The organism is Undibacterium hunanense (assembly GCF_014284335.1).
Taxonomy (GTDB): domain Bacteria; phylum Pseudomonadota; class Gammaproteobacteria; order Burkholderiales; family Burkholderiaceae_D; genus Undibacterium; species Undibacterium hunanense.
Genome location: NZ_JACOGF010000015.1, coordinates 1 through 24,674, shown reverse-complemented (window position 1 = coordinate 24,674; position 24,674 = coordinate 1). Strand labels below are relative to the sequence as shown.

Below are 24,674 nucleotides of genomic sequence, written 5' to 3'. Positions count from 1 at the left end.
AAAAAACATTGCTTAGAATGGACTCATCAAAATACTTGAATCAAATCCCGTACATCCAACTGAAATATTGCGAGCTTGTACTTTACTCGATTCGTCAAGTTTTGAATTGATTTCAGAAATGGAATCTCCAATCCCTTGAGATTTCAGGTTTTGCTCCAACGGAAGCAAATACGCTAAGGCGCGAGTTAAATCTTTTTTTCCGAATAAGCCAGATGTGTATGCTCGTGACATCAAAAAGTTAGCCTCCTGTGCTCCGCTTTTTACAGCTTCCTCGCCGTAATTTTTGGCTCTTTCAATAATGAAATTCGAAAAGGCAATGTGTTCTGGCGTTCCAATACTCTTGTATATTGGGGCAAACACAAATGCATTCATGAGGTAATGAGTCTTTGCTAAAGAAGATCCTTTTTGAGAGGCATCGTCTAATATCTTCAATGGATTGGCAACGACATCTTGTGGCAAATTTTGACAAAAAGAAGTATCAGAGCCAAAATTTGTTGCATCTAGATTATATGTTACGCCTGTATTTTTCCATTGTGATTGCAAGCATATTTTTGCAATGTCGAATATCGCAACCGAATAAATACCTATCTCGTCAATGTCCCTACTGTTTTGAATTTGGGTTAGTATTTCTGTTGGATTTTTTCGCGCAGCAGTTGCGGCCTTACCTATTTCACGATTTGAATTACTGATAGGAGCAACTGCTTTTTGTGCGTACAAGGAGACACTTCGATTGGGGATACAGTTTTGATGATTCGATTTAAGGAGTTTTTTCTTTTCTAAATCAGCTTGCCCACTTACTTGTTCTTTTAGTTTTTGATTGTCAATGATCGGACTGTAATTGTCACTGTCTGTATGGAATAAAAAATACACCAACGCAGCGACTAATGCTAATGCTGACGCGCCGAATAAAAAGTTACCTTGTCGCATTTCCCCCCCAAAAAAATCAAGGTGATAGATGGCTTATTTTAGTGTGAATGAGCAAAAAATTTCTTTTTGGCAAAATCATATCTATTAATATGGACGGCCAATGATATTGCGCAATTAGTGTCATTGACCGTCTGCCATTTCAAGATTTATGGGTAAACGTAACCGATAATTCCTTCCAGCCCGTATTCAGTTGGCATTAAGTTTTGTGTTGCTTTATTAATCCAATGATCGTTTTGGCTGAATCCGTTTGGATGAGCATAATAGCGATATAGCGGGACCAGTCCCAGCCTTGGTGCTTTGAAAACATAACCAAAATTGCCCTCGTTAAGTTGCCCTTCACAATTAGGGTCCTGCGAAGCGAAGTGATCCTGGCCGCCGCCATTTGGGACGACGCATCGATACAGCAAGGTTGTCAAGGCACCTGACGATTCCGTTGAGTGCCAAGCTATGTTTTGGGGCGAAAACCCAGCGTTAATACCTTCTTGATAATTCAAAGTGTTGAAATGACGCCCCCCTGAAAAAGCAAATTCAAAAATAGGAGTCCCCTGTGGTGGTATATCTGGCACAGTTTGGGCGCTGGCAACACTGACGCTGGCGAGAAGTGTAAGGCTCAGAAAAATCTGTTTCAATTCCATTTGAAAATCTCCTGAAAAAAAAAGAAGTCACCCATCGATGACTTCTTGATTATACGAAATATTGCTTACTTATCAATTTATTTATTGAAAATATTTTTAAACAACTAAATGCATTATGGCATTATAATTAAGAGTTTAGTTTCTTTGTGGCAACTTTATCTAAGGATTGCAATTTTATTTTTATACATCTTGCCAATACCTAAGGGCATTTAGAGGCAAATTTTGTCGTTACACTCTGACTTGAACATCGTCCACTCCAATATTGTCTCCGGAGTTATTTTTTATTGCCTCAGCATCTGCCGCTGCACTTCATCCAATACCTGCAACGCCGCTGCAATAATGGTGCTGGCCTGATTTTTCTGGACAGCAGCAACAATCTGCCTGGCCCCTAAACACAAACGCAAGGCGCTGATGGGTTTGCCATGGTGTATGCCGCAGGTGACAGGCTGGCCGAGTTGCATGCCTTTTTCTTTTTGCAGATGGCGATAGATGGCCACCGTGTCGTCGTGGCTGTAAGGCTGTGCCTTGCCTGATATCGATGTCGCGGTTGACATCAATACAAACGAAAAAATAGTGGCGTAACAATCCCAGCCCTGCCCTGTCATGATGGCGCTGCGGTCTGGTGCTGCCACGGTCAACAGTGCCAGCGATGAGTGGCTGGAAAAATAGTCGTAGACAGCAAGTTGAAACTGCTGGATGAAGCCCAGAATCGCCGCATCCGGCAAGGCACGAAAAGCACGCAGTTCTTCCAGCGCCGCGACCCAGCGCAATAGCAGGCCACAATTGGGGCGTGCCGGCAAACCCTGTGCTCCGGCCCAGTCAGATGGCCAATCGGCACGACTGCTGTAGGCATTTAGCGATGCCGGCAAGCTAATCGCCTTAAAGCCTGCTTGCATGGTATGCGGCAAAAACAGCGCTCCAGAAAAACTGGGGCCACATAAAAATTTGGAGCCTGTCATCGCCACCATATAACCCTGGTCAAGATACGCCTGCAAGCTGGCATTTGACAGGCGGAACTGGCAGGCGTCTACCATGACCTGCAATTGCGGGTAACGTGCCCGCAACTGAATCACAATGCTTAATGACGGTGCCATCATGCCGGTTTTGCTGACATCCATCAAAATCAGCATGACTGCCTGGCCACAATGTATGGCTTGTTGAGTCAGTGCTTCCACTTCCCTATCGACATCCTGACTGTCACGCACGGTACCGTCGGGCTGGCGCAAGCTGATGCTAACGATATCAACTTCTTTCGCCTGCGCGATGTGGCTGCCGGCGTTGACCTGTTCACCCAGGGCGGTACGTTCGCTGAAATGCCTGGCCGTCAGTGCCGATGGCACGGCGCTGCCGGTTTCATTGGCATCCGCCATGATGACGAGGGTACGTGCACTGGAAAAATTGGTGCATAGCTGGGCGGCGATCAGGTGCAGGTCCGTGCCGGATGCGGCAAAGATGATGTCCACGTCTTTGCGCTGCTCCAGCCCGCATAACTGCTTCAATTCTTGCCGGACTTCATTCAATTCGTTTGCGTAGCAAGCATACGCATCCTGCTCGCTTTGTTGCAGTCTGGTGTAGGTGCGTGTGGCGGCGGCATACGCTGGTGCGGATATGCTGGAAGCAGTGGCCGAGCTGAATGCATACATCGCATCGTGCGCGTTCAAAGGCACGGCAGCACAGCCGTATTTATTGGTGCCATCGGCTTGCAGAATGAGCCTGGCATCACCACCATCAATCAGCAACTGATCGAGCGTGGGTAAATCTTGTAGTGTACTCATGGGCATGAGTGATCTGGCTCCCTGAAACACGCTATGCCACCCCTGCCTGATGGATGGGTTCACATTCAATATCAGAACTTACGCAGCAGGTGCTGTTGCCATGGCCTTGAGCAGCATGTCGCGGAATGCAGCAAACAGTTTTTTCATCGGTTCCTGCTTGTAGGGGAACATGTCTACCGGGTCCATGGCATGCACGATCATGTCGCTGTCCACTTCAAATATCAGCAATTTTCCATCGCGGGTTTCGCCGCAGTCTATGCCGACATAATCCAGCCCCAGGCGCTGGGTGATTTCTGCAAATGCGGTCAGGTGGCGCGGTACAAAATCGGTGTCAAAATTTTCCATGAAGCGTTTTTCTTCATCGCGCTTTTCCTGGCTTTCGGTCATGCCTGCGTTCAGGTAGTGAATCATCCAGTGTTTGGAAATACCCATATGCGAAATAAAGGGTTTGCCATCGATGAGGATGATGCGGTATTTACGGAATTGACCATCTGCACTGCGGTAATCGACAAAGCGGGCAACATAAAATTCATCGCTGGGTACGGCTTGCAGATAATCGGGAATATCTTCGGGCGATGCGACTTTTCGCAAGCCATGCCCGGCATGAGAACCCAAAGGCCGCACAATGATGGGGAAATCGTCGCCTGGCAATAAACTGCTGATTTCGATTTCGCCACTGCCCAGTTTTTCCAGCGTAGGCCGGTCTATGCGGATGGAGGTGGGCATTTCTATGCCTTCGCCAGTCTGTAACAATGCACAGGCACCGTCACGCCCCAGGTGGGTGATGCGCTCTGGCGCATTGATGACGGGCCGTGGCCAGTTGTCTGCCAGCGCCTGTAAATCCAGCAAGAGTTCATGCTTGTCGTCCGCTTCACCGACAGCCACAAACAGGACGTCGTGTTCAGGTAGTTGTTCTATGGCGGGTATGCCGGCACCGACGTATAACAGGTCCAGCGCAATGTCTGAATCTTCCACCAGAAATTCCAGCGGGGTATTGGCCATCAGATCGCCATCGGTCATCAGGGCCAGCAATCTGATTTTTGTTTCATGTACAGATGGAACAGAATACAGGGGTTGCAGCTTCAAGGCTTCCATCTGTGTAGCCAGGGCGGTGTCGCGGTGGCCCAGCAGTAACAGCGTCGTCGCCAGATCCATCATGGCATTGGCGTCATTGGGATATTTTTCGGCATGGGCAATCAGTTCCATGCCTTGCGGTTTCATGTCGACACCGGCAAATGCCTTGCGCATCAGCGGTGCCAGGCCGATCAGCTTGCTTTGCTGTGCTGGCGCGGCGGTATTGGTATCCTGATTATCATTCATGTGACTTGTCATCCTGTTTGCTTGCTGCATGTTGGTCTGTGCTGCTGAACTGGTCGCCAAAACGCAGGGTGGCGGCGATCAGTGCATCGATATCTTCAGTGCGGGTGCGATGGTTGACAATAGCGGCACGAATGACCAGTTGCTTGTTGACGGTATTGGTGGACGGTGCAGAAATGCCGGATTCATGCAGGGCCACGACGATGTTGGCATTGACCACATCGGGCACATCGGGCGCATTGCAACGATACCGGAAGCAGACAATATTCAAGGCCACCGGGGCCATCAGTTCCAGTTTGGGGTTGGCCAGAACAGCCTGTTTCAAGTATTGCGCCACCTCGCAGGTATGGGCAATCATGCGCCCCAGCTGGTCTGCACCATACACCTGTATGGTGAACCAGGTTTTGAGGGCGCGAAAACCGCGAGACAGGTCGGGACCAAAATCACAGGGCCAGGGTGAACCGGCGGCCAGGCCTTTGGTTTCGCGTCGCAGGTAACTGGCAGGTGTGGCAAAGGTGTCGTAATGGGCAGTGCTGTCACGCACCAGTATAAACCCTGCGTCATACGGTACCTGCAACCATTTATGAAAATCAAAAGCGATGGAATCAGCCCGCTGTATGCCATTCAGACGCGGTGCCAATGCGGGTGACAGCATGGCCAGTGCACCAAAAGCACCGTCGATATGGAACCACAACTGCTCTTGCGCGGCGATGTCTGCCAGCGTATCCAGATCATCAATCGCACCGACATCAACCGAACCTGCGGTGCCGACAATAAAGAATGGGGTCAGGCCCTTGGCACGGTCCGCCTGTATCGCGGCCTGCAACAAGGCCGTGTCCATTTCAAACTGCGCATTCATGGGAATAATGCGCAAGGCATCCATACCCAAACCGGCCATGTCCATGGCTTGCGCAATGCAGCCATGGGCACCGGCAGAGGTGTAGGCCACCAGCCTTGACGTACAGGCAGCCAGACCTGTCTGGCGCACCTGCGTGCCCAGCGCCCGCGCCCTTGCAACCAGCACGGCAATAAAATTGGCCATGGATGTGCCGGTGACAAACAGGCCGCTGGCTGTGTCAGGGAAATCAAACAGGGCGCTAACCCAGCGGGTGACTTGTTTTTCAACTTCGATGGGTATGTGGTCGCGCCCGCCCAGATTGGCATTCAGACCCGCTGCCAGCATTTCTGCCAGCGTGCCGACCGGGTTGCCACCACCCTGCACCCAGCCCATGAAACCCGGATGGCTGTTACCTACCGAATACGGCAGGATATGGTCCATGAACTGTTGATGCACAGCCGATAGTTCACTGGGACCAGCAGGCAGGGTTTGCCTGAACTGCGCCCGCACGGCGTCCGGTATCGGTTGCCAGACCGGCCGCTCGCGCAGGTGTTCAGCATAATCAAGAATGTCATCCAGCATGCGATGCCCCTGCGCCCGCAATGCCTGCCAGTCGCTGGGGTCCAGTGTTTCAGTATCCGATACTGGCATACCTGCTCCCAAATCATATATATGCAGTAATTATCTATGAGAGTAGGACGATTAAAACAGCGAATACAGGCGTTTTTGCAGCTTTATTGATGCATGAGGGCAATTTGAATACAGTTTGCCGTGTTTCTGGTAGTTGAACGACAATATTTTTACGTGCTTTGTACGCTATTGCAGGTGCTATTGCCCACCGGGCAGCTTAAGCATCGGCAAATATTCCGGCAAAAACGCTGGCCCTGGTCTTTGCCTTGGGGCCGGACCAGTAATCACGCAATTCCATAATGGTCTGCTCGCCTTGCCTGATGCAGATCTCAAACGGACGTTGCTGTATGACTTCGTGCACATAGCTGGCAAAGCCATCAGCAAAGTCATCATAGACATTGGTGGCGGCATACAGGGTGGGGAAACTGGTCTTTTGCAGGTCTTGATAAATCTCGGGGATCAGTTCACCAGGCAATTGATCGCCCGTGTAGAAGCGCAGGTGTTTGCGTTGCGGGAAATCGTTGCGCAGCAGGGGAATGACATCGCCACTCATGGCGATTTGCCATGCCAGCGACAGGTAGCTGTATTCTTCGGTCGATTTGAAGCGTTTGGAACCTATCCACCAGTCTGGCAGGTATTCGCTGTTGGCATTGAGAACATGGCCAAATTCATGCAGCAATATAAACTGGATGGCATTTTTGCGGTTGTCGTTGTCCGGCGTTTCGATGACGACATCGATGCGGTATTGTTCTTGCGGCAGGAAGGGGGTGTATTCTTTCCAGGTCGCCCAGTCATTGGCGGCACGGTGCAAAAATGCATCAGTGTCCATCAGGCAAACCACGCCCAGTTGCTGGCCATCCGGTGCCATGACCACATCGGTCAGCGCCGATGAACCCAGGCCACGGGCAAAATACACACCCAGCAAGGGGCGGGCCAACAGTTTCAACAGGGATGGTGGCATTTCTGCCATGGCGTCTTGCACATCAGCCAAAAAATCGGCCGCAAGCACGACTGCTTCAGGTGATGCCACCAGGGCGGGATCAGATTGCTGGCTGCCTTGTTGACTGGCTTGCTGGTTGATTTGCTGACTGGCATTCACAGAGGCAACATAAGCCAGCACCTCGGCAGGTGCCACACCCAGTCTTTCAAGAACAGGACGGCCTAGTTGGGCGCGCCAGAAATCCGGGTCAGACGTCAAAATCACGCATCAACCCTCTTAGGCCTGAGCGTCGAGCAACAAACCAGTTTTGCCCCCCAGATCCTTGGCGATGGACAATGCCTGGGCAGAAGGAATCTGCTGGATCACGGTATTGGTTTCACGGTCAACGATCTGCACAACCACTTTGCCTGAGCCACTGTCCAGATTTAAATTCACGCTATTGCTGGAGTCGATAAAACGATTGATTTTATCCACAGACTGCTTCAACTCGGCACTGCTGATGGCAGAACCCTGCGTCGCATCTTGCGCAGGCGCCACGTTGCCAGCAGTTAAATCCTGACCGGACGGCGTCAATTTTGGTGTATTTTTAACATCTTGCCGAGGCTCAACAGCAGAGATGCTTGTGCCCCCGCCTGTTATCTGACTGATATTCATATCATTCCCCGACTGTAATGTAAAAAATCAAAACGGATTACTGCGTTAACATCATTAACGGTAGCCGTGCTTAAAAGTTTAATTTTTTATTCAAAAAACGGGTCTACATCCTATTTACACTGACGGACACGTAAGAAAAACAGGAGATAGTTATTAAAAAAGCCATGACACCTCATTCGGCATCATGGCTTTTCAATCAGCAGCCTGCCCTCTTTTTTTGATGGGGCCGGATGGTAGTTATTCGTTGGCAGTTTATTCGTTGGCCGGCAAACCGGTGGCAGGCAAACCTGTGGCAGGCAAACCTGTGGCAGGCAGACGCTGGCCAAGGCGCTCCAGAATTCCCAGTTCCAGGCTCAGCGCCAGTTCCGAATTGTCATGCGTGACGTCAAACATCTTGTCCTTGCCACGCTTATCCCGACCGAGCGTACTCATCTGCATGCTTACGCGGACAGTACACCCATCACCGGAAGGCACAACAGAAATACCATACCTGACAACGGTGTCTCCTTTATATTGCTTTGTCGCTTTGATGGACGGACCTGCACCATCTGCAAAAACCAGGATGCCGGCTTGCAATACTTCGCGTCGCGGCGAAAATCCATCTTCCTTGAGCAGGGTCACAAGCATGTTGGCGGTTTCCTGCGCGGGATGCCTGAAGTTAGCGACCACGCGAACATTCTGCTGATCAACCTGATAAGGCATTTCTTCCGCACCGGCTGTGAGATGCAGGGCAGCAATCAATACTGCGAAGGTAGTCCATCTAATATATTTCATTGACGTGCTGGTCTTTTGTCTTATCAATGCCCGAACACCTCAGCCACCGTCCGCACCATCAGGCGGCTGTTGGCCGGGGTAGACAGGTTTTCCCATACCCAGTTGTGGTGTTCGATGACTTTTTCGGCCTTCATGTGGGGGCGGTCGCCGGTGGTATGGGCGTCAGACAGGGCAATGACATCAAAACCATGCGATACGGCAGAGCGTATGGTGGTATCAATGCACAATTCAGTCGCCAGGCCACAGACCATAAGGGTGTGGGCGCCGGTGATTTTCAGGTGAGTCAGCAAGCCGGTGTCGGCAAAGGAATCACAGGCAGTTTTATCGACGAACACATCACCCGGTGTAAACGGCAATTCGGGGATGACTTCCCAGCCGTCCGAGCCGACCATTGCATCATCATTGGCATGACGGATATAAATGATTTGCCCGCCATGCTGGCGCGTGACTTCGGTCGCATGCTGGATGCGGGCGACCACTCCCTCTTTATCATAGCGCGGCGTGGTGCCATTCACCCATGCGTTCTGCATATCGATAATGAGTAAGGTATTCATTGTGCTGTTGCTTGCCTGTCCAAAGCTACATGATACCGCTTTAGCCAGGACATGGTGCAGTGCAAGGTCTGCCTGCAACATTTGTTCATGATCAGGCCAGCATCTCTAAAACCACCTGGCTGGCAAACAGGCTGATCAACTGATCAGCCACCGCCCTCACCCGGACAGACCGGCGCACGTCGTCATGCATGACCAGCCACAGCTTGCGCTGCACGGGGCAAAGCGGATCATCTATCCTTTGCAGGTCACTGCTACGACCACCCATGCCTTTGGCCAGGTAATGCGGCAATACCGACACTCCCAAGCCGGCTGCCACCACCTGGCGCAAGACCAGTTGATCATTGCTGCGCAACAACACCCTGGACGGATTGGCATCCAGCAGGTCTTCCAGCCACTGATGATGCAGCGTGCCAGAATTTTTTTCATAGGCAGCAAACTGCCAGTCGCTGCGCTTGCGCCCTTTCAGATAACTTTTACTGGCGTACAGGCCATACTGGATAGTCGCAACAGCCTTGATCACCAGCCCCGCCGTTTGTGGGCGTGACATGCGCAGGGCAATATCGGCTTCACGCCGGCCCAGACTGACTTCGTGTTTTTCGGCAAACAATTCCAGTTCCAGACCGGGCAAGGCGGCATGCAGGTTTTTGAGGTTGGGTGCCAGTACAAATGATGTCAGGGTGGGTGCGGCTGAAATCCGTACCACGCCTTCCATCTGTCCTTCGCTCAGGGCTTTTCGTTCGAACGAAAACCAGCGCTCTTCCACTTCCCGCGCATGCGGCACCAGGTGCTGCCCTTCCACCGTCAGTTGCCAGCCACGCACCAGCCTGTCAAACAGGCGCAGGCCCAATGCTGCCTCCAGGGCGTCGATGCGACGAGCCACTGTAGTGTGTTCCACCTGCAGGCGACGCGCAGCCCCGGTCAGCGTACCGCTATCGACCAGTGCCAGAAAAAACCGTAGATCGTCCCAATTCATCATGGTGCAATTATGCACAGTCCAGGCGAATTTTTCAGTAATTTTATTTATGTATCTCTTTGTCTAAGCTAAGTGCAGCAACGCAACCCCTACTAACAACAAGAGAGTAAAAATGAAAGCCATACAGATACTAAGCCAGGGCGGCCCGGAAGTTTTGCAACTGACCGACCTGCCCATGCCAAGCCAAAAAGCCGGAGAAGTGCTGGTACGGGTCGCCATCGCCGGTGTAAACTATGCCGATGTGTATCAGCGCAACGGGCAAAACCCTGCTGTCTTGCCTGCCATCCCTGGCACCGAGGGCGCTGGCGTCGTGGTGGAAGGCAATGCCGACCTGCCTGCCGGTACCAGGGTGGCCTGGTTGTCGCAGCCCGGCTCCTATGCTGAATACCTGAGCATCCCGGCCTGGAAGCTGGTACGCCTGCCGGATGACATCAGTAACGAGCAGGCAACCGCCGTCATCATGCAGGGCGTCACCGTGCAATACCTGGCCGAAACCAGCTACCAGATCAAGGCGGGCGACACTGCACTGGTGCATGCCGGAGCAGGTGGCGTGGGCCTGCTGCTGATACAGCTTTTGAAGCACAAGGGTGCCACCGTACTGACCACCGTATCCACCGCTGCCAAGGAAGAACTGGCGCGCCAGGCGGGTGCCGACCATGTTATCCGCTATACCGAAACAGATTTTGTCGCCGCAGTGAAAGAACTGACGCAGCAGCAAGGCGTGCATGTGGTGTATGACTCGGTGGGGCTGACGACCTACCAGGGCAGCATGGCGGTGTTGCGACCGCTGGGTTCGCTGGTGCTGTTTGGTCAATCCAGCGGCAATGTGCCACCAATCGACCCGATGACGCTATGCCGCAGTGGTTCCTTATTCTTTACCCGCCCTACCCTCGCCCACCATGTGGCCGACGCCGCCAGCCTGACCGCCCGCAGTCAGCGGGTACTGGGCTGGCTGCGTGAAGGCATTTTGCGTCCGCGCATAGGTGGCACTTATCCACTGGCGCACGCGGCCCAGGCCCAGGCCGACCTCGAATCGCGCAAGACCACCGGCAAATTACTGCTCACCGTTGAAACCACCAGCTAATACGTGTTGCCCCACTCACCAAGGATGACCATGAACACATTACTACGCTCACTTGCCAGCTTCAGAAGCTTGATTCTGATCTGCGTCACTTGCATCGCCAGCCTGACATTCATAAGCCTGCCCGCCAGCGCCATGATGCAGCAGGATATAGACCTGAATGAACAGGCCCAAAAACGCCTGACCGGCACCTGGACGCTGACAGGCGCCCCGGAAATCCGTGCCGATGGCAGCCATGGCGAAACCTTTGGGGCCAATCCCCGGGGTTTGCTGATCATTGACGACACCGGTCGCTATTCGCTACAAATTTACAAGGCCGAACGCACCAGGTTTGCCAATGGCGACAAGCGCAAGGGAACGGAGACAGAATTCCGTGCTGCATCCCTCGACACCAGCGCGCACTATGGCCGCTGCTTTATCGATGTGGAACGCAATGTCCTGATCTTCCGTATCGAACATGCATCCTTCCCCAACTGGGATGGCAGCGAACAGGCCAGACAGTTTGAACTCAAGGGCGACACCTTGAGTTACCGTGTACCGGCCGGTGCCAGTGGCAATGGCACGACTGCGATATCCATCTGGAAAAAGATACGCTAGCGGGACTGGCACAAAACCACCCCAGCCAGGTTACAGCGTATTGCCATAGAGACACATCATCCATCCACCTGCCAGCGTTTGTGGCAAAGCCGGCTGCCTTGGATGGATAGACAATTAATGTACTTGACTTAATACCAACCCCATGCGATTGTCCATGCTCTAAAAAAATAAGTGCATGGGGAAAACACAAGCATGGATACCTTTCAAAATAATGACTTTTCAGCAAGTCATCAGCATCAGTCCAGCGGGACACTGCAACTTGAATTCAAGGGCAGCGGCAGCGAATATTTCCGTATCTGGATCGTCAACTTATTGCTGACCATCATCACACTGGGCATTTATTCTGCCTGGGCCAAAGTACGCCGCAACCGCTATCTGTATTCCAGCACCCAGTTAGGCGGCAGCAGTTTTGAATACCATGGCAATGCCATCGCCATCCTAAAGGGTCGTATCGTCGCCTTTGTCTTTATCTTTGGCTATCAACTGGCCTTCAAATTTTCAATTGGCCTGGGCTTTGCCATGATGGCACTGATGGTTGCCATCATGCCGTGGCTGGTCTGGAAAAGCCTGCAGTTCAAACTGTATAACTCCAGCTATCGTGGCATACGCTTTGGTTTCCGTGGTACTGCCGGTCAGGCATATACGACGTTCTTGCTGTGGCCTTTCCTGACAGGTTTAAGCCTGTACTTGCTGGCACCGGTCTTTCACCAGCGCCTGAAGCAGTTCCAGCATAATGAAAGCCGTTTCGGCAGCACGCATTTTTCTTTTGATGCGGGCGTAGGCCAGTTCTATAAAGCCTATCTGCTGGGCATCGGTATCATGATCGTCGGCGTAATCGTTATCTGCGTCGGCTTTGGCAGCACGGTTGCGGCCCTGGCTGCAGTGGCGAGCAACAGCGATGGCCATGGCAGACCAGGCTCAGTATTCGGTGCGGTGTCATCCATGTTCCTGTTTATGTTTGTGCTGTATCTGTGGCTGTTTGCCATTTACCCTATCTTTTTGACCTTGCTGCAAAACCTGATCTGGAACCATACCAAACTGGGTGAACATCAATTCAAAAACAATATGGTATGGAGCCGCATGAGCTTTATCGCCGTCACCAATGTGCTGGCCATCGTCTGTACACTGGGCCTGTTTATTCCATTTGCCCAGATTCGTGCGTTGCGCTACCGTATTGAAAGCCTGGAGCTGGAAGTCAACGGCAGCCTGGACAACTTCATCGCTGAAACACAGGAACAAGTCAACGCAGCCGGCGAAGGCATGGCCGATTTACTGGATTTTGATTTATCTCTATGAACACAGTTGCCGCCATCTATTTTGATGGCAAAACCTCGCGCCTGTACCGGGTGGAATTTTCAGTAATAGGCGACACCGCTTATGTGCGCGAGATCACGAATGACCTGCACGAAGGCATCACCCGCAGTTGCCCGTTGACGGAACTGCGGGTCTCAGAACGTACCCGCCACGCACCGCGCAAAGTCACCTTCAGCGATGGTGCCTATCTGGAAATCACTGACCACGCTACCTTCAATACCATGCTCGGCAACACCGGCTACCAGGATTCCACTGTGGTACAACTCCAGCAAAGCTGGACCGGTACACTGTTCGCGCTGGCAGGCACGGTTATCGTACTGACACTGGGTTACATGTATGGCTTGCCAGCCGCGTCACGTGTGGTGGCATTTGCCACACCGGTATCTGTCGAACGCAAGCTCGGTGATGGTATGCTGGATTTTCTGGATAAGCATATCTTCAAGCCTTCTGTTCTACCCGCCGCCAGGCAGGAAGAATTGAGCGCACGCTTCCAGCGGCTGCGTCCACCGCGTGGTGACAGCCCCACGTATCACTTGGTATTTCGCAAAAGCACCATAGGCCCGAATGCCTTTGCCCTGCCGTCAGGCGACATCATCGTCACCGATGAAATCATCAAGCTGATGAATGATGATGAAGCCATCATGGGTGTGCTGGCACATGAACTGGGCCATCTGCACGAACGTCACCTGACCCGCCGCATCATACAAAGCTCGGCAGTGGGTGCCACGGCAACACTGCTGTTTGGTGATGTGTCAGCGGTAGTGGCGAATATACCGACGCTGATGCTGGACCTGAAGTATTCACGCGACGCTGAAACAGAAGCCGATGACTATGCCATGAAAATGCTGGACGCCAACGGCATCGCCCGCGAGCACCTGGCCGTCGCCTTTGAAAAACTGGATGCCCTCGCACCCGGCATGTCACCCTACCTGTCCAGCCACCCCGCCGGCAGCGACCGCGTCATGCGCATACGTGGCTATGACAGAGGCAGGAGCAGCGACAAAACCGAGCCTTAAAAACAAAGTCTTAACGCAGGGCCTTAATTATGGCTCGGTTATGGCTCGGTTATGGCTCGGTTATGGCTCGGTTATGGCTCGGTTATGGCTCGGTTATGGCTCGGTTATGGCTCGGTCTTGATCGCAGCAACATCGCCAGCCTGTGCAGGTTTTTGCGCCTGCAAGCGCTGTTCCAGCAATTTCAGACGTGCACGTATCTGTTCACCAACAGCAATTTGCGGATTGGAATACCCATCTGATTTGCCAGCGACTTCTTCACGCTGTTTAATGATGGGGCGTGCTGCTGCATGGGCGGCTTCAAATGACAGGGTTTGCTTGCGCAACTGTTCGTCATACATGGCGCGTCCAAAAAAGGTCAGGTCGGATTTACTGCCGCAGCCATATGAAGTATGGTCAGCGTCCGATGCCGTCATCACCAGGGTATTTGCATCCGACAAAGGTGCCACCCAGTTACCCGCATAACAGGCAGAAATCGAAATGACGCGGTACTTGACACCGGCATCATCGAGCCATTGTTTTAAATCTGCCGGAGTCACGGGTTTGATGGTCAATGGCCACATGCCGGCTGACAGTTCGCCGTCACTGGCACCATGCGAAGACAGGTGCATGAACAGGATGTCCTCATTCACATCCATGCGCGTGGCGATATGCGCAATGGCTCTTTGCAGGTTCAGCGGCGTGGCCCATGGCAGTGAAGTCATGGTGCCGGGGTTATTCGCCAGTTGCAGACTACGCCCCTGCGCATCAAAACGCTGCGCCATCACCTGTGACACCATGCTGGTTTCATTCAGGAAGACATTTTCTTCACCGTAAGGGGCAAAGGTCAGGCTGTATAAATCGATGGTACCAGGTCTTTGCGGCTGTATATCGGCCAGTTTCTTTGTCAATAAAGCGGTCTGCTGTTCAAAGATTTCCTGTGTGATTTCTGGTGATTTATCGGTCGCATCTTCACTGGATTTGGCAGGCTGGCGCGGGTACCAGAAGTTCATGGAACGGGTGCTGGCATCCAGCCCAAGTGCGATCAGCATGACGACCACCACCACAAGCATACCCGGCTTGCGACGATCGCCTGCGCGCCACAAAAACAGGAGTTGTATGCATAAGGCAAGAATGGACGGGGCCAGATACACCAGCCACTGCATGCGCAGGCTGAAGCCAGACAAGTCATACCAGCCCGCACGCACCAATACCGCAGAGAAGGACAGCAGCGCCACGTTCAGCACCAGATCCTGCGCCAGTGCCAGGGTGAACAGATGACTGGCATCCGGGGCCATGGAAGTGCCCGCCTTGCCCAAATGCGTTTCCTGTGCTTCCAGACGAACCGGTCGCAAACGATAACAGCCCCAGGCAAGTGCAGCAAAATAAAACCAGCCAGAAGCAAATACCTGCCAGTAAAACTGTGCCGGGCCAATAATCATCACGCGCTGCAAGGCAATATGCGTCAGCAGGTACAAGATCATCAAACCGGCGACCAGGCCAGGCGAAGCGGGCAAGCCGTCCCAGCGCGGCGCACGGCACATGCTCACGCGCAAGGCTTCTGTCAGCAGGCGCTGCATGGAAGACGCATTCGCCCCTTCACCTCCTGCATCCTGGCCGGGTTGATCATCTTGATTGTTCAACGGCTCATCGTTACTGGCATTGGCGGGTAAGAATTCTGACATTCACTATCCTGTTGGATAAAGCAGATTGAAGAATGAGTTTTAGGGCGTGTTAACCTAAAGCAAAGTGCTCGGGCATCTCTGATGAATCTCTAATGAATCTCTAACTAAGCGTCGCGCAGTAGCTTAATCAGAGCTTCCCTATACAAATACTGGTTCCACTTCCAGCACCACACCAAACTTTGCCAGCACATCGGCCTGCACTGCGCTGGCCAGCGCACGCACATCTGCACCACTGGCACCACCACGGTTAACCAATACCAGCGCCTGTTTTTCATATACACCAGCGCGCCCCAGATGCTTGCCCTTCCAGCCACACTGATCGATCAGCCAGCCTGCAGCCAGCTTGTAGTCGCCAGTACCCTGCACATGACTGACCAGTGTGGGGTATACCTCCAGCAGGCTGTCGCGTTTTGCGCCAGACACCACCGGGTTTTTGAAAAAGCTGCCAGCATTGCCTGTCTTTGCCGGGTCTGGCAATTTGGCTTGGCGTATGGCAATGATGGCGTCGCTGATTTCAGCAGGCGAAGGATCGCTCGCGCCGCGCTGACTTAAATACCGTTCCACGTCCGCATACGCCAGCCTGGCCTGCCAGGGCTTGGGCAAGGCAAAACGCACCGCCAGGATGACCATGCGATCCTTGTAATCATGTTTGAAAATACTGTCCCGATAAGCAAAACGACAGGCTGCCTTGTCCAGTTGCACCATCTCGCCAGTCATAAAATCAAAAGCGGTGAGACTATCAAAGACATCCTGCATTTCCAGCCCATAGGCACCTATATTCTGTATCGGTGCAGCGCCAACGGTGCCGGGGATGAGTGACAGATTTTCCAGCCCGGCCAGGCCATGTTGCAAGGTCCACAAGACAAATTCATGCCAGTTTTCACCGGCAGCGGCCTCCACCAGCACACGCTGGTCATTGTTATCAACAATCCGCCGCCCTTTCAGGCACATTTGCAGGACCAGGGCATCCACCTGGTCGGACAGCACAACATTGCTGCCACCACCCAGTATCAGCCGCGGCGTGGCCCGCAAAGCGGGGTCATCAAACACGGCACGCAATTGCACCGGGCTTTCCACCTGCAAAAACTGACGGGCGCGGGCTGCAATACCAAAAGTATTCAAGTTTTGCAGAGGATAATCTGCCTGGAGTGTAGATAAATTCGTCATATGCCCGAAATTATAGCCTTAGCGCTCTTTAGCTTGCTTGCATTTGCTAAAATGCAGCTACTTATAGGACAGACACAGGACAGACTCGAAATTGCCCCAAAGCCTTGCGACACCTCGCTATGGCAGTTTTGATCAGGTCCTCAATTCATATTTTTAGCAAGGAAGCAACCATGCCCTCATTTGATACCGTATCCGAAGCCAACATGGTGGATGTCAAGAATGCCATTGACCAGACCAACAAAGTGGTCACCAACCGCTTTGACCTCAAAGGCAGCAGCGCCAAGGTAGAGCAAAAAGACCGTGAACTGACTATTTATGGCGATTCTGAATTTCATCTCGACCAGGTCCGTACCGAATTGACGATGACCCTGGCCAAACGCAATGTCGACGTGCGCTTCCTGGATCTGGGCAAGATCGAAAAAATTGGCGGTGACAAGGTCAAGCAAGGCATCAAGGTCAAAAACGGTATAGAAACCGAAGATGCCAAGAAAATTGTCAAAGCCATCAAGGACAGCAAGCTTAAAGTGCAGGCTAGCATACAGGGTGATTCCGTACGTGTCACCGGCGCCAAGCGCGATGATCTGCAGGGTGCCATGGCCATGCTGCGCAAAGAAATCAAGGATTTGCCACTGGAATTCAACAACTTCAGGGATTAAGCCACCATGCGCCTGACATATGTACCACGCTTATGTGTACCACGCCTTCCAGCCCGCAAAGCCATACTGACGATAGCCGCAGCGCTTTCAATGCTGACCATAACAGGCAGCAGCCTGGCGACCGATATCGGCGTAGTTGGCCTGTTTCCCGGAAAAGCCATTCTGGTCGTGGATGGCGCAGCCCCCAAAACCTATTCAGTCGGTGCCACCATCAATGGTGACAGCAAACTGGTCGAAGCGGACCGTGAATCTGCCACCGTCGTCATCAACGGCAAACGCCAGGTACTGATCATCGGCCAGGCAGTCCACCATTCTGCCGCCAGTTCCGGCAATTCCGTCATCCTGAAAGCCGGTGACCGTGGCCATTTCATGGCGCCTGCCGTCATCAACGGCGTCAGCGTCAGCATGCTGGTCGACACCGGTGCCAGCCTGATCGCCCTGCCCGCCAGCGAAGCCGTCAAAATGGGGCTGAAATATAAAGAAGGCCGCCCCGGCCGCGCCAACACCGCCGGCGGCCTGGTGGACACCTACCTGGTCAAGATCGACACCATCAAGATCGGCGACGTCGAATTACACCAGGTCGAAGCCTCCGTCATAGAAAAAGGCCTGACCATCCCCCTGCTGGGCATGTCCTTCCTCAACCGCATGGAAATGCGCCGCGAAGGGGACCAGATGACGTTGACGAAGAGGTTTTGAGTAAGCGCGTACCTCAATAAACCAGACCTGCTTGCATAGTTTCGACTATACAAAAGCAAGTACCGGGCTTCGCCGAGGAGGGTGAATGGCATCAAGATCAACTGTATTCGTTTTTTCGAATATAGTTTTATGGTGAAATCTGGTCGTTACGGGCTAGATTTTTTTCTGTGATTTTTCATTGAAAGATTAAAGCGCGCTCTCGCTATCGCTAATAAATTTCTCCCTGGTTATCACTTGCAATTCTGCTTCATCGGTCAGTGGGGTGTGCAGGTTTTTTACATGCTCAAAACCCATGGCGATCATTTCGTGATCCCCCCACCCGTCCTTCTTCTTGTTGAGGATAACGGTCAACATGGCAAGATCCCGCATGGCCAGGGTTTCAACCATCTCGGCATTGAGTCCTTTCAAACTAACAGCATCTTTTCGCTTTTCCAAGCCACCAATTTCGTCCTTATACTCCTCGTTAAATAGATTTTTTAATTTAGGAATGAGTTTTTTCCTTAATGTTGCAATTTCACTTCCCTTATTTTTTATTGCCTCGGCATCCTCGACTGGTGCAGCATACAAATCTTTCACTTCCAACATCGCGGCCCACCACAAATTCAATGCTGCTTTTGTTCCTTTTACATAATTGGCTGGTACTGGTTTTGCTACCTCATTAGCCTTAATATACTTATCTGCTTCTTCGTCAAACTGTGCTTTAACTCTTAACATAGAGTTTATTGAACTGTAAGCCACGTCTGAATTTTCACCCAGTATGACTTTAACGCCGCGCTCATTTTGATAGTACGGCCTTTGGTGCACGTCTTTACCTTTGACACGGGCATTGGCGTATTTCCCTAGCCAAACTGAAGACAGTTCCGTTTCGTGCTCCGCTTTTTTTGCTGGTTTCATTTTTGCAGCTGGATGAAACGTTACGCCAAACAGCGTCTTGGCGATTACTGACTCCATTGCTGTTTTATGAAAACCGGCTGGATCATCAGGTTTCTGTGCTGCGTTCTTTGACTTGATAGGAATGACGCCATTGCCCTCATGCAGAATGCTGCCCTTACGGTTACTCTCTGTCATGATCGACGTCACTTTAGTTTCGTGGTTTTCTGCCAAAACAAAAGGCGTTCCCGGATTAAATGGCAGTCGATACCACAAGCCCAGAGACGGAAACAACCCACAATTGACTGGCTGCCCAGATATATGGTTCTGGAATTCACCTACGTTCGTGTACTGCCTTTTCCATGCGTCCGATGACCATTCTTTCGCCTTGGGCTTGACCAAAGGAATGAAGCTGCTTTCCTTATCCGGGGCGGTGTTGTGAACCTTTTCCGTGTCTTCCTGGTAGGAATAAGGTTCACTGCCAATCATCAGCTTTCTTTGCACGCTGCCTTTACCAACTGGAGCGACATTATTTGCTTGCATGAAGTTGGGAGAAATACCTTCTGTAACAGGCATTGCCGCCATCTGCAGCGCCCGCGCACCCATGACATCAGCCTCCGCTTCCAGCCCGGTATCATCATTGACCGGTGTTGCGCCTTTCATTTGCATGGTGGGGCGCACTCGCCCTTGTGCCTGCTGTACCACGTGCCAGGCCTCATGCGGCAAGTGTTTTTCCTGGCCTGGCGCAACATGGATATCGCTGCCTTGCGCATACGCATGGGCATTCAATTGCGCTGGTTGTGCAGAGTTATAGTGCACCCGCACATGATCCATGCTCATACCAGACAGGGATTCGATACCCGTCTTCAACTGGTTGGGCATGCCGGTTTTATTTGCGGTGGATGCTGGCGCCGTTTGTTGTACTTGGCGCTGCGCGGTGGTGGGTCTGGCTTGCAGCAAGTCGCTATGCGCCTTGAGTTGCCTGGCTTGCGGACTATTGTCAGCCTTTTTTTGCAATTGAGCTTGCGCCACAGCTTGAGGGCTATTGTTCGCCCGCTCTTGTATTTGCCTGTGCATCAAAGCTTGCGGGCGGGCATCAACCACTGTAGATAGGCGCTGAGATACAGGTTCAGCTTGATTTTTCTGTTGGCTGGCTTGCTGTACAGGTGTGGTGATACGCATCGCTTGCCTCAGAGAATCATAACAAATAGTTGAATTTGCTAACCATTTTATAACTTTTTTGGCTTAGATAAATAACTTTATTCGGTAAGTTCACAGTCCCAGCTCATGTCTTTGCCGGTACATTCTGCATCCTTGAATGCCAGTGTACGTGTGGTGGTGATGAGGTTGGCACCAATAGCAAGCTGGCTTGCAATATCGGACGGTCGTGAATTGAACAAGAATCACCGGGCAGCCATTGATATTGCCACCAGCACGCAATTATACGAAGCGTGCAAAATCATGCCGCTTAGAATGCCATTGCGCAAGCGCAGGTAACCAACCGCCAATCCCGCAAAAAATTGTGGGGCGACGATAACAATCATCAGCAAACCTGGTGTTCCGGATACGGTGTAGTTCGACATATGCACAAAGCCAAAGCACAGGCTATAAAACCAGAATATCCAGGGAAAACGAAGCAAGTAGCTACGGGCACGCGCAAATTTAAGTGCAGTTTTCGCTTCAACATCTGCACGTTTTCTTACAAAAAAATCGATGATGGCAATCGCGCATATTACTATCGCCAGAACCAGAGCTACTTTGTGCGCCAATAAGGCCAGCGCAAGCAACGGTGGGCAAACGAACAAGCTGTATTTTGCCTTGCGCAATCCCGCACGAAAAATCAATTCTTCCATAACGGGCGCAAATAAAATCACCATAAGCAACTCACGGGTGGGCAGATATTTCGCTTTCATATCCATCTTTGATTCTGCACCTGCCCAGTCCATGAAAAATTCGGTGCTCAACACAGAGATAAAAATACCGAAAAGAAGTGTCAGCGCCAACAAAAATAGCAAACGTGCGCCAATTGCTGTCAGGCTTTCCGTATTGGGCTTACGTCTTTGTGGATGAACGAGAAACCGTTTGAAATCGCCGCTTTCGCGCTTTACATACTCAAAAAATTTCATTGGCTTGAATGTGCTGTACGTTAAAAACTGCAAATGCATTGTCTGTGAGATATCCCATATGCGTGCGATTACATTAGACTAATAACATCTGCGCAGACTGCTTTGCAAAGCATGGATATCCTTGCTCAAATCTTCGAACCCCAAGATCATAATATGTATTCAATAGAAAAATTACCTTCATATGACGATTCTCAATGAAAAAGCATTGGCTCGACTAACCCACACTGATGAACACCTCAACGGGGACAGTTTTCAACCTGAACGAATCCTTTCTTTAAACAATCGAATTAGTGCGAATGAGGATAACGCCTCTAGTTGTATTCTGCGACTCAGTAGCTTCGCAACCGCAAAAGGCATTTCGTCTTGGTTTCATACTGAAAATTTGGCTGAGCTTAAAAATTGGTTTTATGTGCACAGCAAGTTAGCATTTATTTTGACTCAGCCACCTTTTAATCAAACCGCTGGAACGATGGCAAATGAGAACAAGGCTTTACATGGCATGTTTTTCTTGGTATCAGACAATCTTAGTTTAATTCGTTGGTATTCAAATTACGACCAGGCTTTTGGCGAAAAATACGTGAACAATACAGGGCGATACGATTATTGGACCAAGCAATTTTTTGTAGGACTTCGCGGAGAATGGGATGTTCTTGGTGACCGGTGCGAACGTTTGCTTGCCAATCCACCCAATGGGAGCAGGGAGAAAAAGTTCATCATTGATCATCAATTTTATCTTGCCTTAGCTAAAGGCGATGTTGCTAGGATGGAGGCAGTTATTAATATCTTGGTCACAAACAAATATATCGCCAGACGTGACGCGTTAGAAGGTGGATACACCGCTGGCTTGATTTGTACCCCAGCAATTTTATATAGCAAGCTTGCCTGGTATCACGGTTACGAAGTCAATATCGATAGCCCTTATATTCCGAAGGAATGGTTGCCAATCTCTCCGCTCGATTCATACACTGACCCATATGATTTTATGAAATCATATGCATGAATTCATAACGGCACAAATACCCCTAAAAGCTTATTCATGCCGTCATGACCGGAGTAACCCTATACCCTGACGGAGTCTGGTAATTTCAATACGCCTGCTTCAAACGCCTTTGCTTGACCGCTTCGGCCAGGCCTTCCAGTACCTGGATGCTGGAGTCCCAGTCTATGCAGCCGTCGGTGACGGATTGGCCGTAGACCAGTTCTTTGCCTTGCACCAGGTCCTGGCGACCGGCGACGAGGTGGGATTCGATCATGACGCCGACGATGCGGGTATCGCCTTCGGCGATTTGTTTGGCGATGTCGGCGCAGACAGGAATCTGGTTGGCCGGGTTCTTGGAACTATTGGCATGCGATGCATCGATCATCAGGCGTGATGCCAGGCCACTGTTGGCAATGTCTTTGCAGGCGGCATCAACACTGGCTGCATCGTAGTTAGGTGTTTTGCCACCGCGCAGGATGATGTGGCAGTCTTCATTGCCATTGGTGGATACGATGGCTGAATGGCCGCCCTTGGTGACGGATAAAAAATGATGCGGCTGTGACGAAGCCTTGATGGCGTCAACAGCAATTTTGACATTGCCATCGGTACCGTTTTTAAAGCCGACCGGGCACGACAGGCCAGATGCCAGTTCCCTGTGTACCTGCGATTCAGTCGTGCGGGCACCGATCGCGCCCCAACTGATCAGGTCGGCGATGTATTGCGGACTGATGACGTCGAGGTATTCGGTACCGGCCGGCAAGCCCAGTTCATTGATGTTGAGCAGCAGTTCACGGGCAATACGCAGGCCGTCATTGATGCGGAAGCTGTTGTCGAGGTAGGGGTCGTTGATCAGACCTTTCCAGCCGACGGTGGTGCGTGGTTTTTCAAAATACACGCGCATGATGATTTCCAGTTCACCGGCAAAACGGCCACGTTCTGCGGCCAGTCTATGGGCATATTCCATCGCTGCCTTGGTGTCGTGGATGGAACAAGGGCCGATGACGACCATCAGTCTGTCATCCTGCCCGTGCAAGATGCGATGCAAGGCAGTGCGGGCATTGGCTGCGGTTTCCGAAGCTTTTTCGGAACAGGCAAATTCACGGATCAAATGCGATGGTGGAACCAGTTCCTTCATCTCGCGTATACGTAAATCGTCGGTGCGCTGCATGTTAACTCCTGTCAGATACTAAAAATTTAAATAAGAAAATTAAAATAAGAAAACTAGAAAACTGTTAAAGACCTGAAATCTCACCACAGAGGCACGGAGACACAGAGGTAGCACAGAGAAAAACCAAGAGAGTTTCCATATCATCACACTCATCAGCTCTTCTCTTGCCTTTCTCTGTGTCTCGGTGTCTCTGTGTTGAGAGGTTTTGATTTACCCAAAATCTCACCACAGAAGCATAGAGACACAGAGGGGCATAGAGTACGTTCGTATAACTAAGAGTGCCGATGCCTTTCCCACTGGCTCGCCCTTCTCTTGTCTTTCTCTGTGTCTCCGTGTCTCTGTGTTGAGAGGTCTTGCTTTTATGCGTTACGTTTATTCTGTAAAAAATTCAGGCAAAAAAAAACCGCCTGATCGGGCGGTTTTTTAGAATTCTGGTTTAGCGCTTTTTCTTCGAGTGCTTACCGTCTTCCCACCGCCGTTGGCCTGGAATAGCTAAAGTAAAAGAAGAAAAAGAAAACAACGTGTTTCATATCAATGATTGATTAAATAATTGTTTTTGCCTTGTTTTGCCCTTTGGTAAGGGCTATCCGAGTCAATAGTGCATCAAAATCAGGCAATTTGCAAGGATGTTGCCGTTATTTACTTATGCATTTTTCTCATTTCTTCCACAATGGTGGCGGTTCCGGCGGGATATCGCCCCCTTGTATGGGGTAGGCACCGGGTACCGGGGCTTTTCTCTGGACGGCGGCAATCTGCGGGCTATTGCGGTTCATCCAGTTACGTAATTCATTCAGATTGGCGGCAATATCGGCGCGATTGGGGCTCAGGCGATTGGCTCTTTCCAGCAGGTTCAGGGCTTTTTCGCTATCGCCCTGGGCGGCCAGTGCCACCGCCTGGTTGTTCAGGGCAGAAGCATCAAAGGGATTGACCTTGGCGGCTTCGGCAAATTTCTTGCTGGCGTCACTGGTATTACCTTCTGCCAGGAACCTGCGGCCTTCTGCGTTCGGGTCTTGCGCCAGTGCAGCGGCAGACCAGACCAGCAAAGCGGCACCCAACATGGATGCCAGTCTTGATGGTGAGAGAAATAAGGAGGTGGTGGCTTTCACGATTTAATTTCCAGAATAATAAGGTTTAGGAGTAACCGGTGGGAAGGCAACCGGGGACTTTCTGGTCTCGAAACTATAGCGCAGGTACACCGTCGCCGCCGCATCGTTGAAGTCTCCCGAGTTGTCTGCCGTTAAACGGCCTCCCAGGAATAAATGCGGGGTCAGCTGGTATTCTGCCGCACCATTGATCTTGAAGGCGAACGCGGACCTCGTTTGCCCA

General features: G+C 51.4%; 25 protein-coding genes. 7 read left to right on the top strand and 18 right to left on the bottom strand.

Translation table 11 applies throughout. The features are described 5' to 3' along the window. Positions 1-12: 12 nt before the first annotated feature. The 10 genes from H8L32_RS22905 to H8L32_RS22860 form a co-directional block, all read right to left on the bottom strand. Positions 13-927 carry a hypothetical protein gene (locus tag H8L32_RS22905; protein ID WP_186949774.1) on the bottom strand — a complete coding sequence of 305 codons (915 nt, stop codon included), beginning with the start codon at positions 925-927 and terminating at the stop codon, positions 13-15. Between the two features lie 146 nt (positions 928-1,073). Further along, complete coding sequence (locus H8L32_RS22900) at positions 1,074-1,562, bottom strand: hypothetical protein (protein WP_186949772.1); 489 nt, start codon at positions 1,560-1,562, stop codon at positions 1,074-1,076. A 281-nt stretch (positions 1,563-1,843) separates the two neighbouring features. Further along, entirely contained in the window at positions 1,844-3,337 is a 1,494-nt protein-coding gene (locus H8L32_RS22895; RefSeq protein WP_186949770.1) for a hypothetical protein, read from the bottom strand. 78 nt (positions 3,338-3,415) lie between these two features. Beyond that, entirely contained in the window at positions 3,416-4,657 is a 1,242-nt protein-coding gene (locus tag H8L32_RS22890; RefSeq protein WP_186949768.1) for an ATP-grasp domain-containing protein, read from the bottom strand. Continuing rightward, on the bottom strand, positions 4,650-6,143 hold the full coding sequence (locus H8L32_RS22885; protein WP_230412379.1) for a pyridoxal phosphate-dependent decarboxylase family protein: 1,494 nt from the start codon (positions 6,141-6,143) through the stop codon (positions 4,650-4,652). The genes H8L32_RS22890 and H8L32_RS22885 overlap by 8 nt, the downstream gene beginning before the upstream one ends. A 196-nt stretch (positions 6,144-6,339) precedes the next feature. Continuing rightward, positions 6,340-7,326 (bottom strand): hypothetical protein, encoded by a 987-nt coding sequence (locus H8L32_RS22880; protein WP_186949766.1) that lies wholly within the window; start codon positions 7,324-7,326, stop codon positions 6,340-6,342. Positions 7,327-7,338: 12 nt separating this feature from the next. After that, positions 7,339-7,716: a flagellar protein FlaG gene (locus tag H8L32_RS22875; protein ID WP_186949764.1), complete on the bottom strand. Its 378-nt coding sequence runs from the start codon at positions 7,714-7,716 to the stop codon at positions 7,339-7,341. Positions 7,717-7,968: 252 nt separating this feature from the next. Further along, a complete protein-coding gene (locus tag H8L32_RS22870) occupies positions 7,969-8,490 on the bottom strand; it encodes a hypothetical protein (protein WP_186949762.1) in 522 nt (173 codons plus the stop codon). 23 nt (positions 8,491-8,513) lie between these two features. After that, entirely contained in the window at positions 8,514-9,044 is a 531-nt protein-coding gene (locus tag H8L32_RS22865; RefSeq protein WP_186949760.1) for an isochorismatase family protein, read from the bottom strand. Between the two features lie 91 nt (positions 9,045-9,135). After that, positions 9,136-10,017 carry a LysR family transcriptional regulator gene (locus H8L32_RS22860; RefSeq protein WP_186949758.1) on the bottom strand — a complete coding sequence of 294 codons (882 nt, stop codon included), beginning with the start codon at positions 10,015-10,017 and terminating at the stop codon, positions 9,136-9,138. Between the two features lie 112 nt (positions 10,018-10,129). On the opposite strand from H8L32_RS22860, the gene H8L32_RS22855 reads away from it, so the two are divergent. The 4 genes from H8L32_RS22855 to H8L32_RS22840 all read left to right on the top strand — a co-directional run bounded on the left by H8L32_RS22855 (position 10,130) and on the right by H8L32_RS22840 (position 14,025). Further along, on the top strand, positions 10,130-11,101 hold the full coding sequence (locus H8L32_RS22855) for a quinone oxidoreductase family protein (protein WP_186949756.1): 972 nt from the start codon (positions 10,130-10,132) through the stop codon (positions 11,099-11,101). 30 nt (positions 11,102-11,131) lie between these two features. Continuing rightward, positions 11,132-11,695 carry a lipocalin-like domain-containing protein gene (locus H8L32_RS22850; protein WP_186949754.1) on the top strand — a complete coding sequence of 188 codons (564 nt, stop codon included), beginning with the start codon at positions 11,132-11,134 and terminating at the stop codon, positions 11,693-11,695. Positions 11,696-11,887: 192 nt separating this feature from the next. Next, the gene (locus H8L32_RS22845; protein ID WP_186949752.1) at positions 11,888-12,991 is read left to right on the top strand and encodes a YjgN family protein; all 1,104 of its coding nucleotides are present in this window, start codon (positions 11,888-11,890) and stop codon (positions 12,989-12,991) included. After that, on the top strand, positions 12,988-14,025 hold the full coding sequence (locus H8L32_RS22840) for a M48 family metallopeptidase (RefSeq protein WP_186949750.1): 1,038 nt from the start codon (positions 12,988-12,990) through the stop codon (positions 14,023-14,025). Before H8L32_RS22845 ends, H8L32_RS22840 begins: the two co-directional genes overlap by 4 nt. Positions 14,026-14,129: 104 nt before the next feature. On the opposite strand, the gene H8L32_RS22835 is transcribed toward H8L32_RS22840, so the two are convergent. Both H8L32_RS22835 and murB read right to left on the bottom strand, forming a co-directional pair. After that, positions 14,130-15,686: a C13 family peptidase gene (locus H8L32_RS22835; RefSeq protein WP_186949748.1), complete on the bottom strand. Its 1,557-nt coding sequence runs from the start codon at positions 15,684-15,686 to the stop codon at positions 14,130-14,132. Positions 15,687-15,824: 138 nt separating this feature from the next. Continuing rightward, positions 15,825-16,853, bottom strand: coding sequence for a UDP-N-acetylmuramate dehydrogenase (gene murB, locus H8L32_RS22830; RefSeq protein ID WP_186949746.1), 1,029 nt, complete (start codon positions 16,851-16,853; stop codon positions 15,825-15,827). A gap of 170 nt (positions 16,854-17,023) precedes the next feature. Here murB and H8L32_RS22825 point away from each other — a divergent pair, with 170 nt between their 5' ends. Both H8L32_RS22825 and H8L32_RS22820 read left to right on the top strand, forming a co-directional pair. Then, positions 17,024-17,509, top strand: a complete 486-nt coding sequence (locus H8L32_RS22825; RefSeq protein WP_186949744.1) for a YajQ family cyclic di-GMP-binding protein — start codon at positions 17,024-17,026, stop codon at positions 17,507-17,509. Between the two features lie 6 nt (positions 17,510-17,515). Beyond that, positions 17,516-18,205 (top strand): retropepsin-like aspartic protease family protein, encoded by a 690-nt coding sequence (locus H8L32_RS22820; protein ID WP_230412378.1) that lies wholly within the window; start codon positions 17,516-17,518, stop codon positions 18,203-18,205. Between the two features lie 186 nt (positions 18,206-18,391). Here H8L32_RS22820 and H8L32_RS27880 read toward each other — a convergent pair whose 3' ends face one another. From H8L32_RS27880 to H8L32_RS22805, 3 genes are all read right to left on the bottom strand, one after another. Then, positions 18,392-20,257, bottom strand: a complete 1,866-nt coding sequence (locus tag H8L32_RS27880) for an eCIS core domain-containing protein (protein WP_230412377.1) — start codon at positions 20,255-20,257, stop codon at positions 18,392-18,394. A gap of 77 nt (positions 20,258-20,334) precedes the next feature. Then, entirely contained in the window at positions 20,335-20,475 is a 141-nt protein-coding gene (locus H8L32_RS22810) for a hypothetical protein (protein WP_186949742.1), read from the bottom strand. A gap of 3 nt (positions 20,476-20,478) precedes the next feature. Beyond that, on the bottom strand, positions 20,479-21,240 hold the full coding sequence (locus H8L32_RS22805; protein ID WP_186949740.1) for a CPBP family glutamic-type intramembrane protease: 762 nt from the start codon (positions 21,238-21,240) through the stop codon (positions 20,479-20,481). 142 nt (positions 21,241-21,382) lie between these two features. On the opposite strand from H8L32_RS22805, the gene H8L32_RS22800 reads away from it, so the two are divergent. Continuing rightward, positions 21,383-22,201: an Imm49 family immunity protein gene (locus H8L32_RS22800; RefSeq protein ID WP_186949739.1), complete on the top strand. Its 819-nt coding sequence runs from the start codon at positions 21,383-21,385 to the stop codon at positions 22,199-22,201. Positions 22,202-22,286: 85 nt separating this feature from the next. Here the strand turns inward: H8L32_RS22800 and aroG are convergent, their stop codons facing one another. The 3 genes from aroG to H8L32_RS22785 form a co-directional block, all read right to left on the bottom strand. Beyond that, a complete protein-coding gene (aroG, locus tag H8L32_RS22795) occupies positions 22,287-23,348 on the bottom strand; it encodes a 3-deoxy-7-phosphoheptulonate synthase AroG (RefSeq protein WP_186949738.1) in 1,062 nt (353 codons plus the stop codon). 656 nt (positions 23,349-24,004) lie between these two features. Then, the gene (locus H8L32_RS22790) at positions 24,005-24,454 is read right to left on the bottom strand and encodes a tetratricopeptide repeat protein (RefSeq protein ID WP_186949736.1); all 450 of its coding nucleotides are present in this window, start codon (positions 24,452-24,454) and stop codon (positions 24,005-24,007) included. Positions 24,455-24,457: 3 nt separating this feature from the next. Further along, on the bottom strand, positions 24,458-24,674 hold a 217-nt coding region (locus tag H8L32_RS22785), incomplete at its 5' end, for a cellulose synthase subunit BcsC-related outer membrane protein (RefSeq protein ID WP_186949734.1).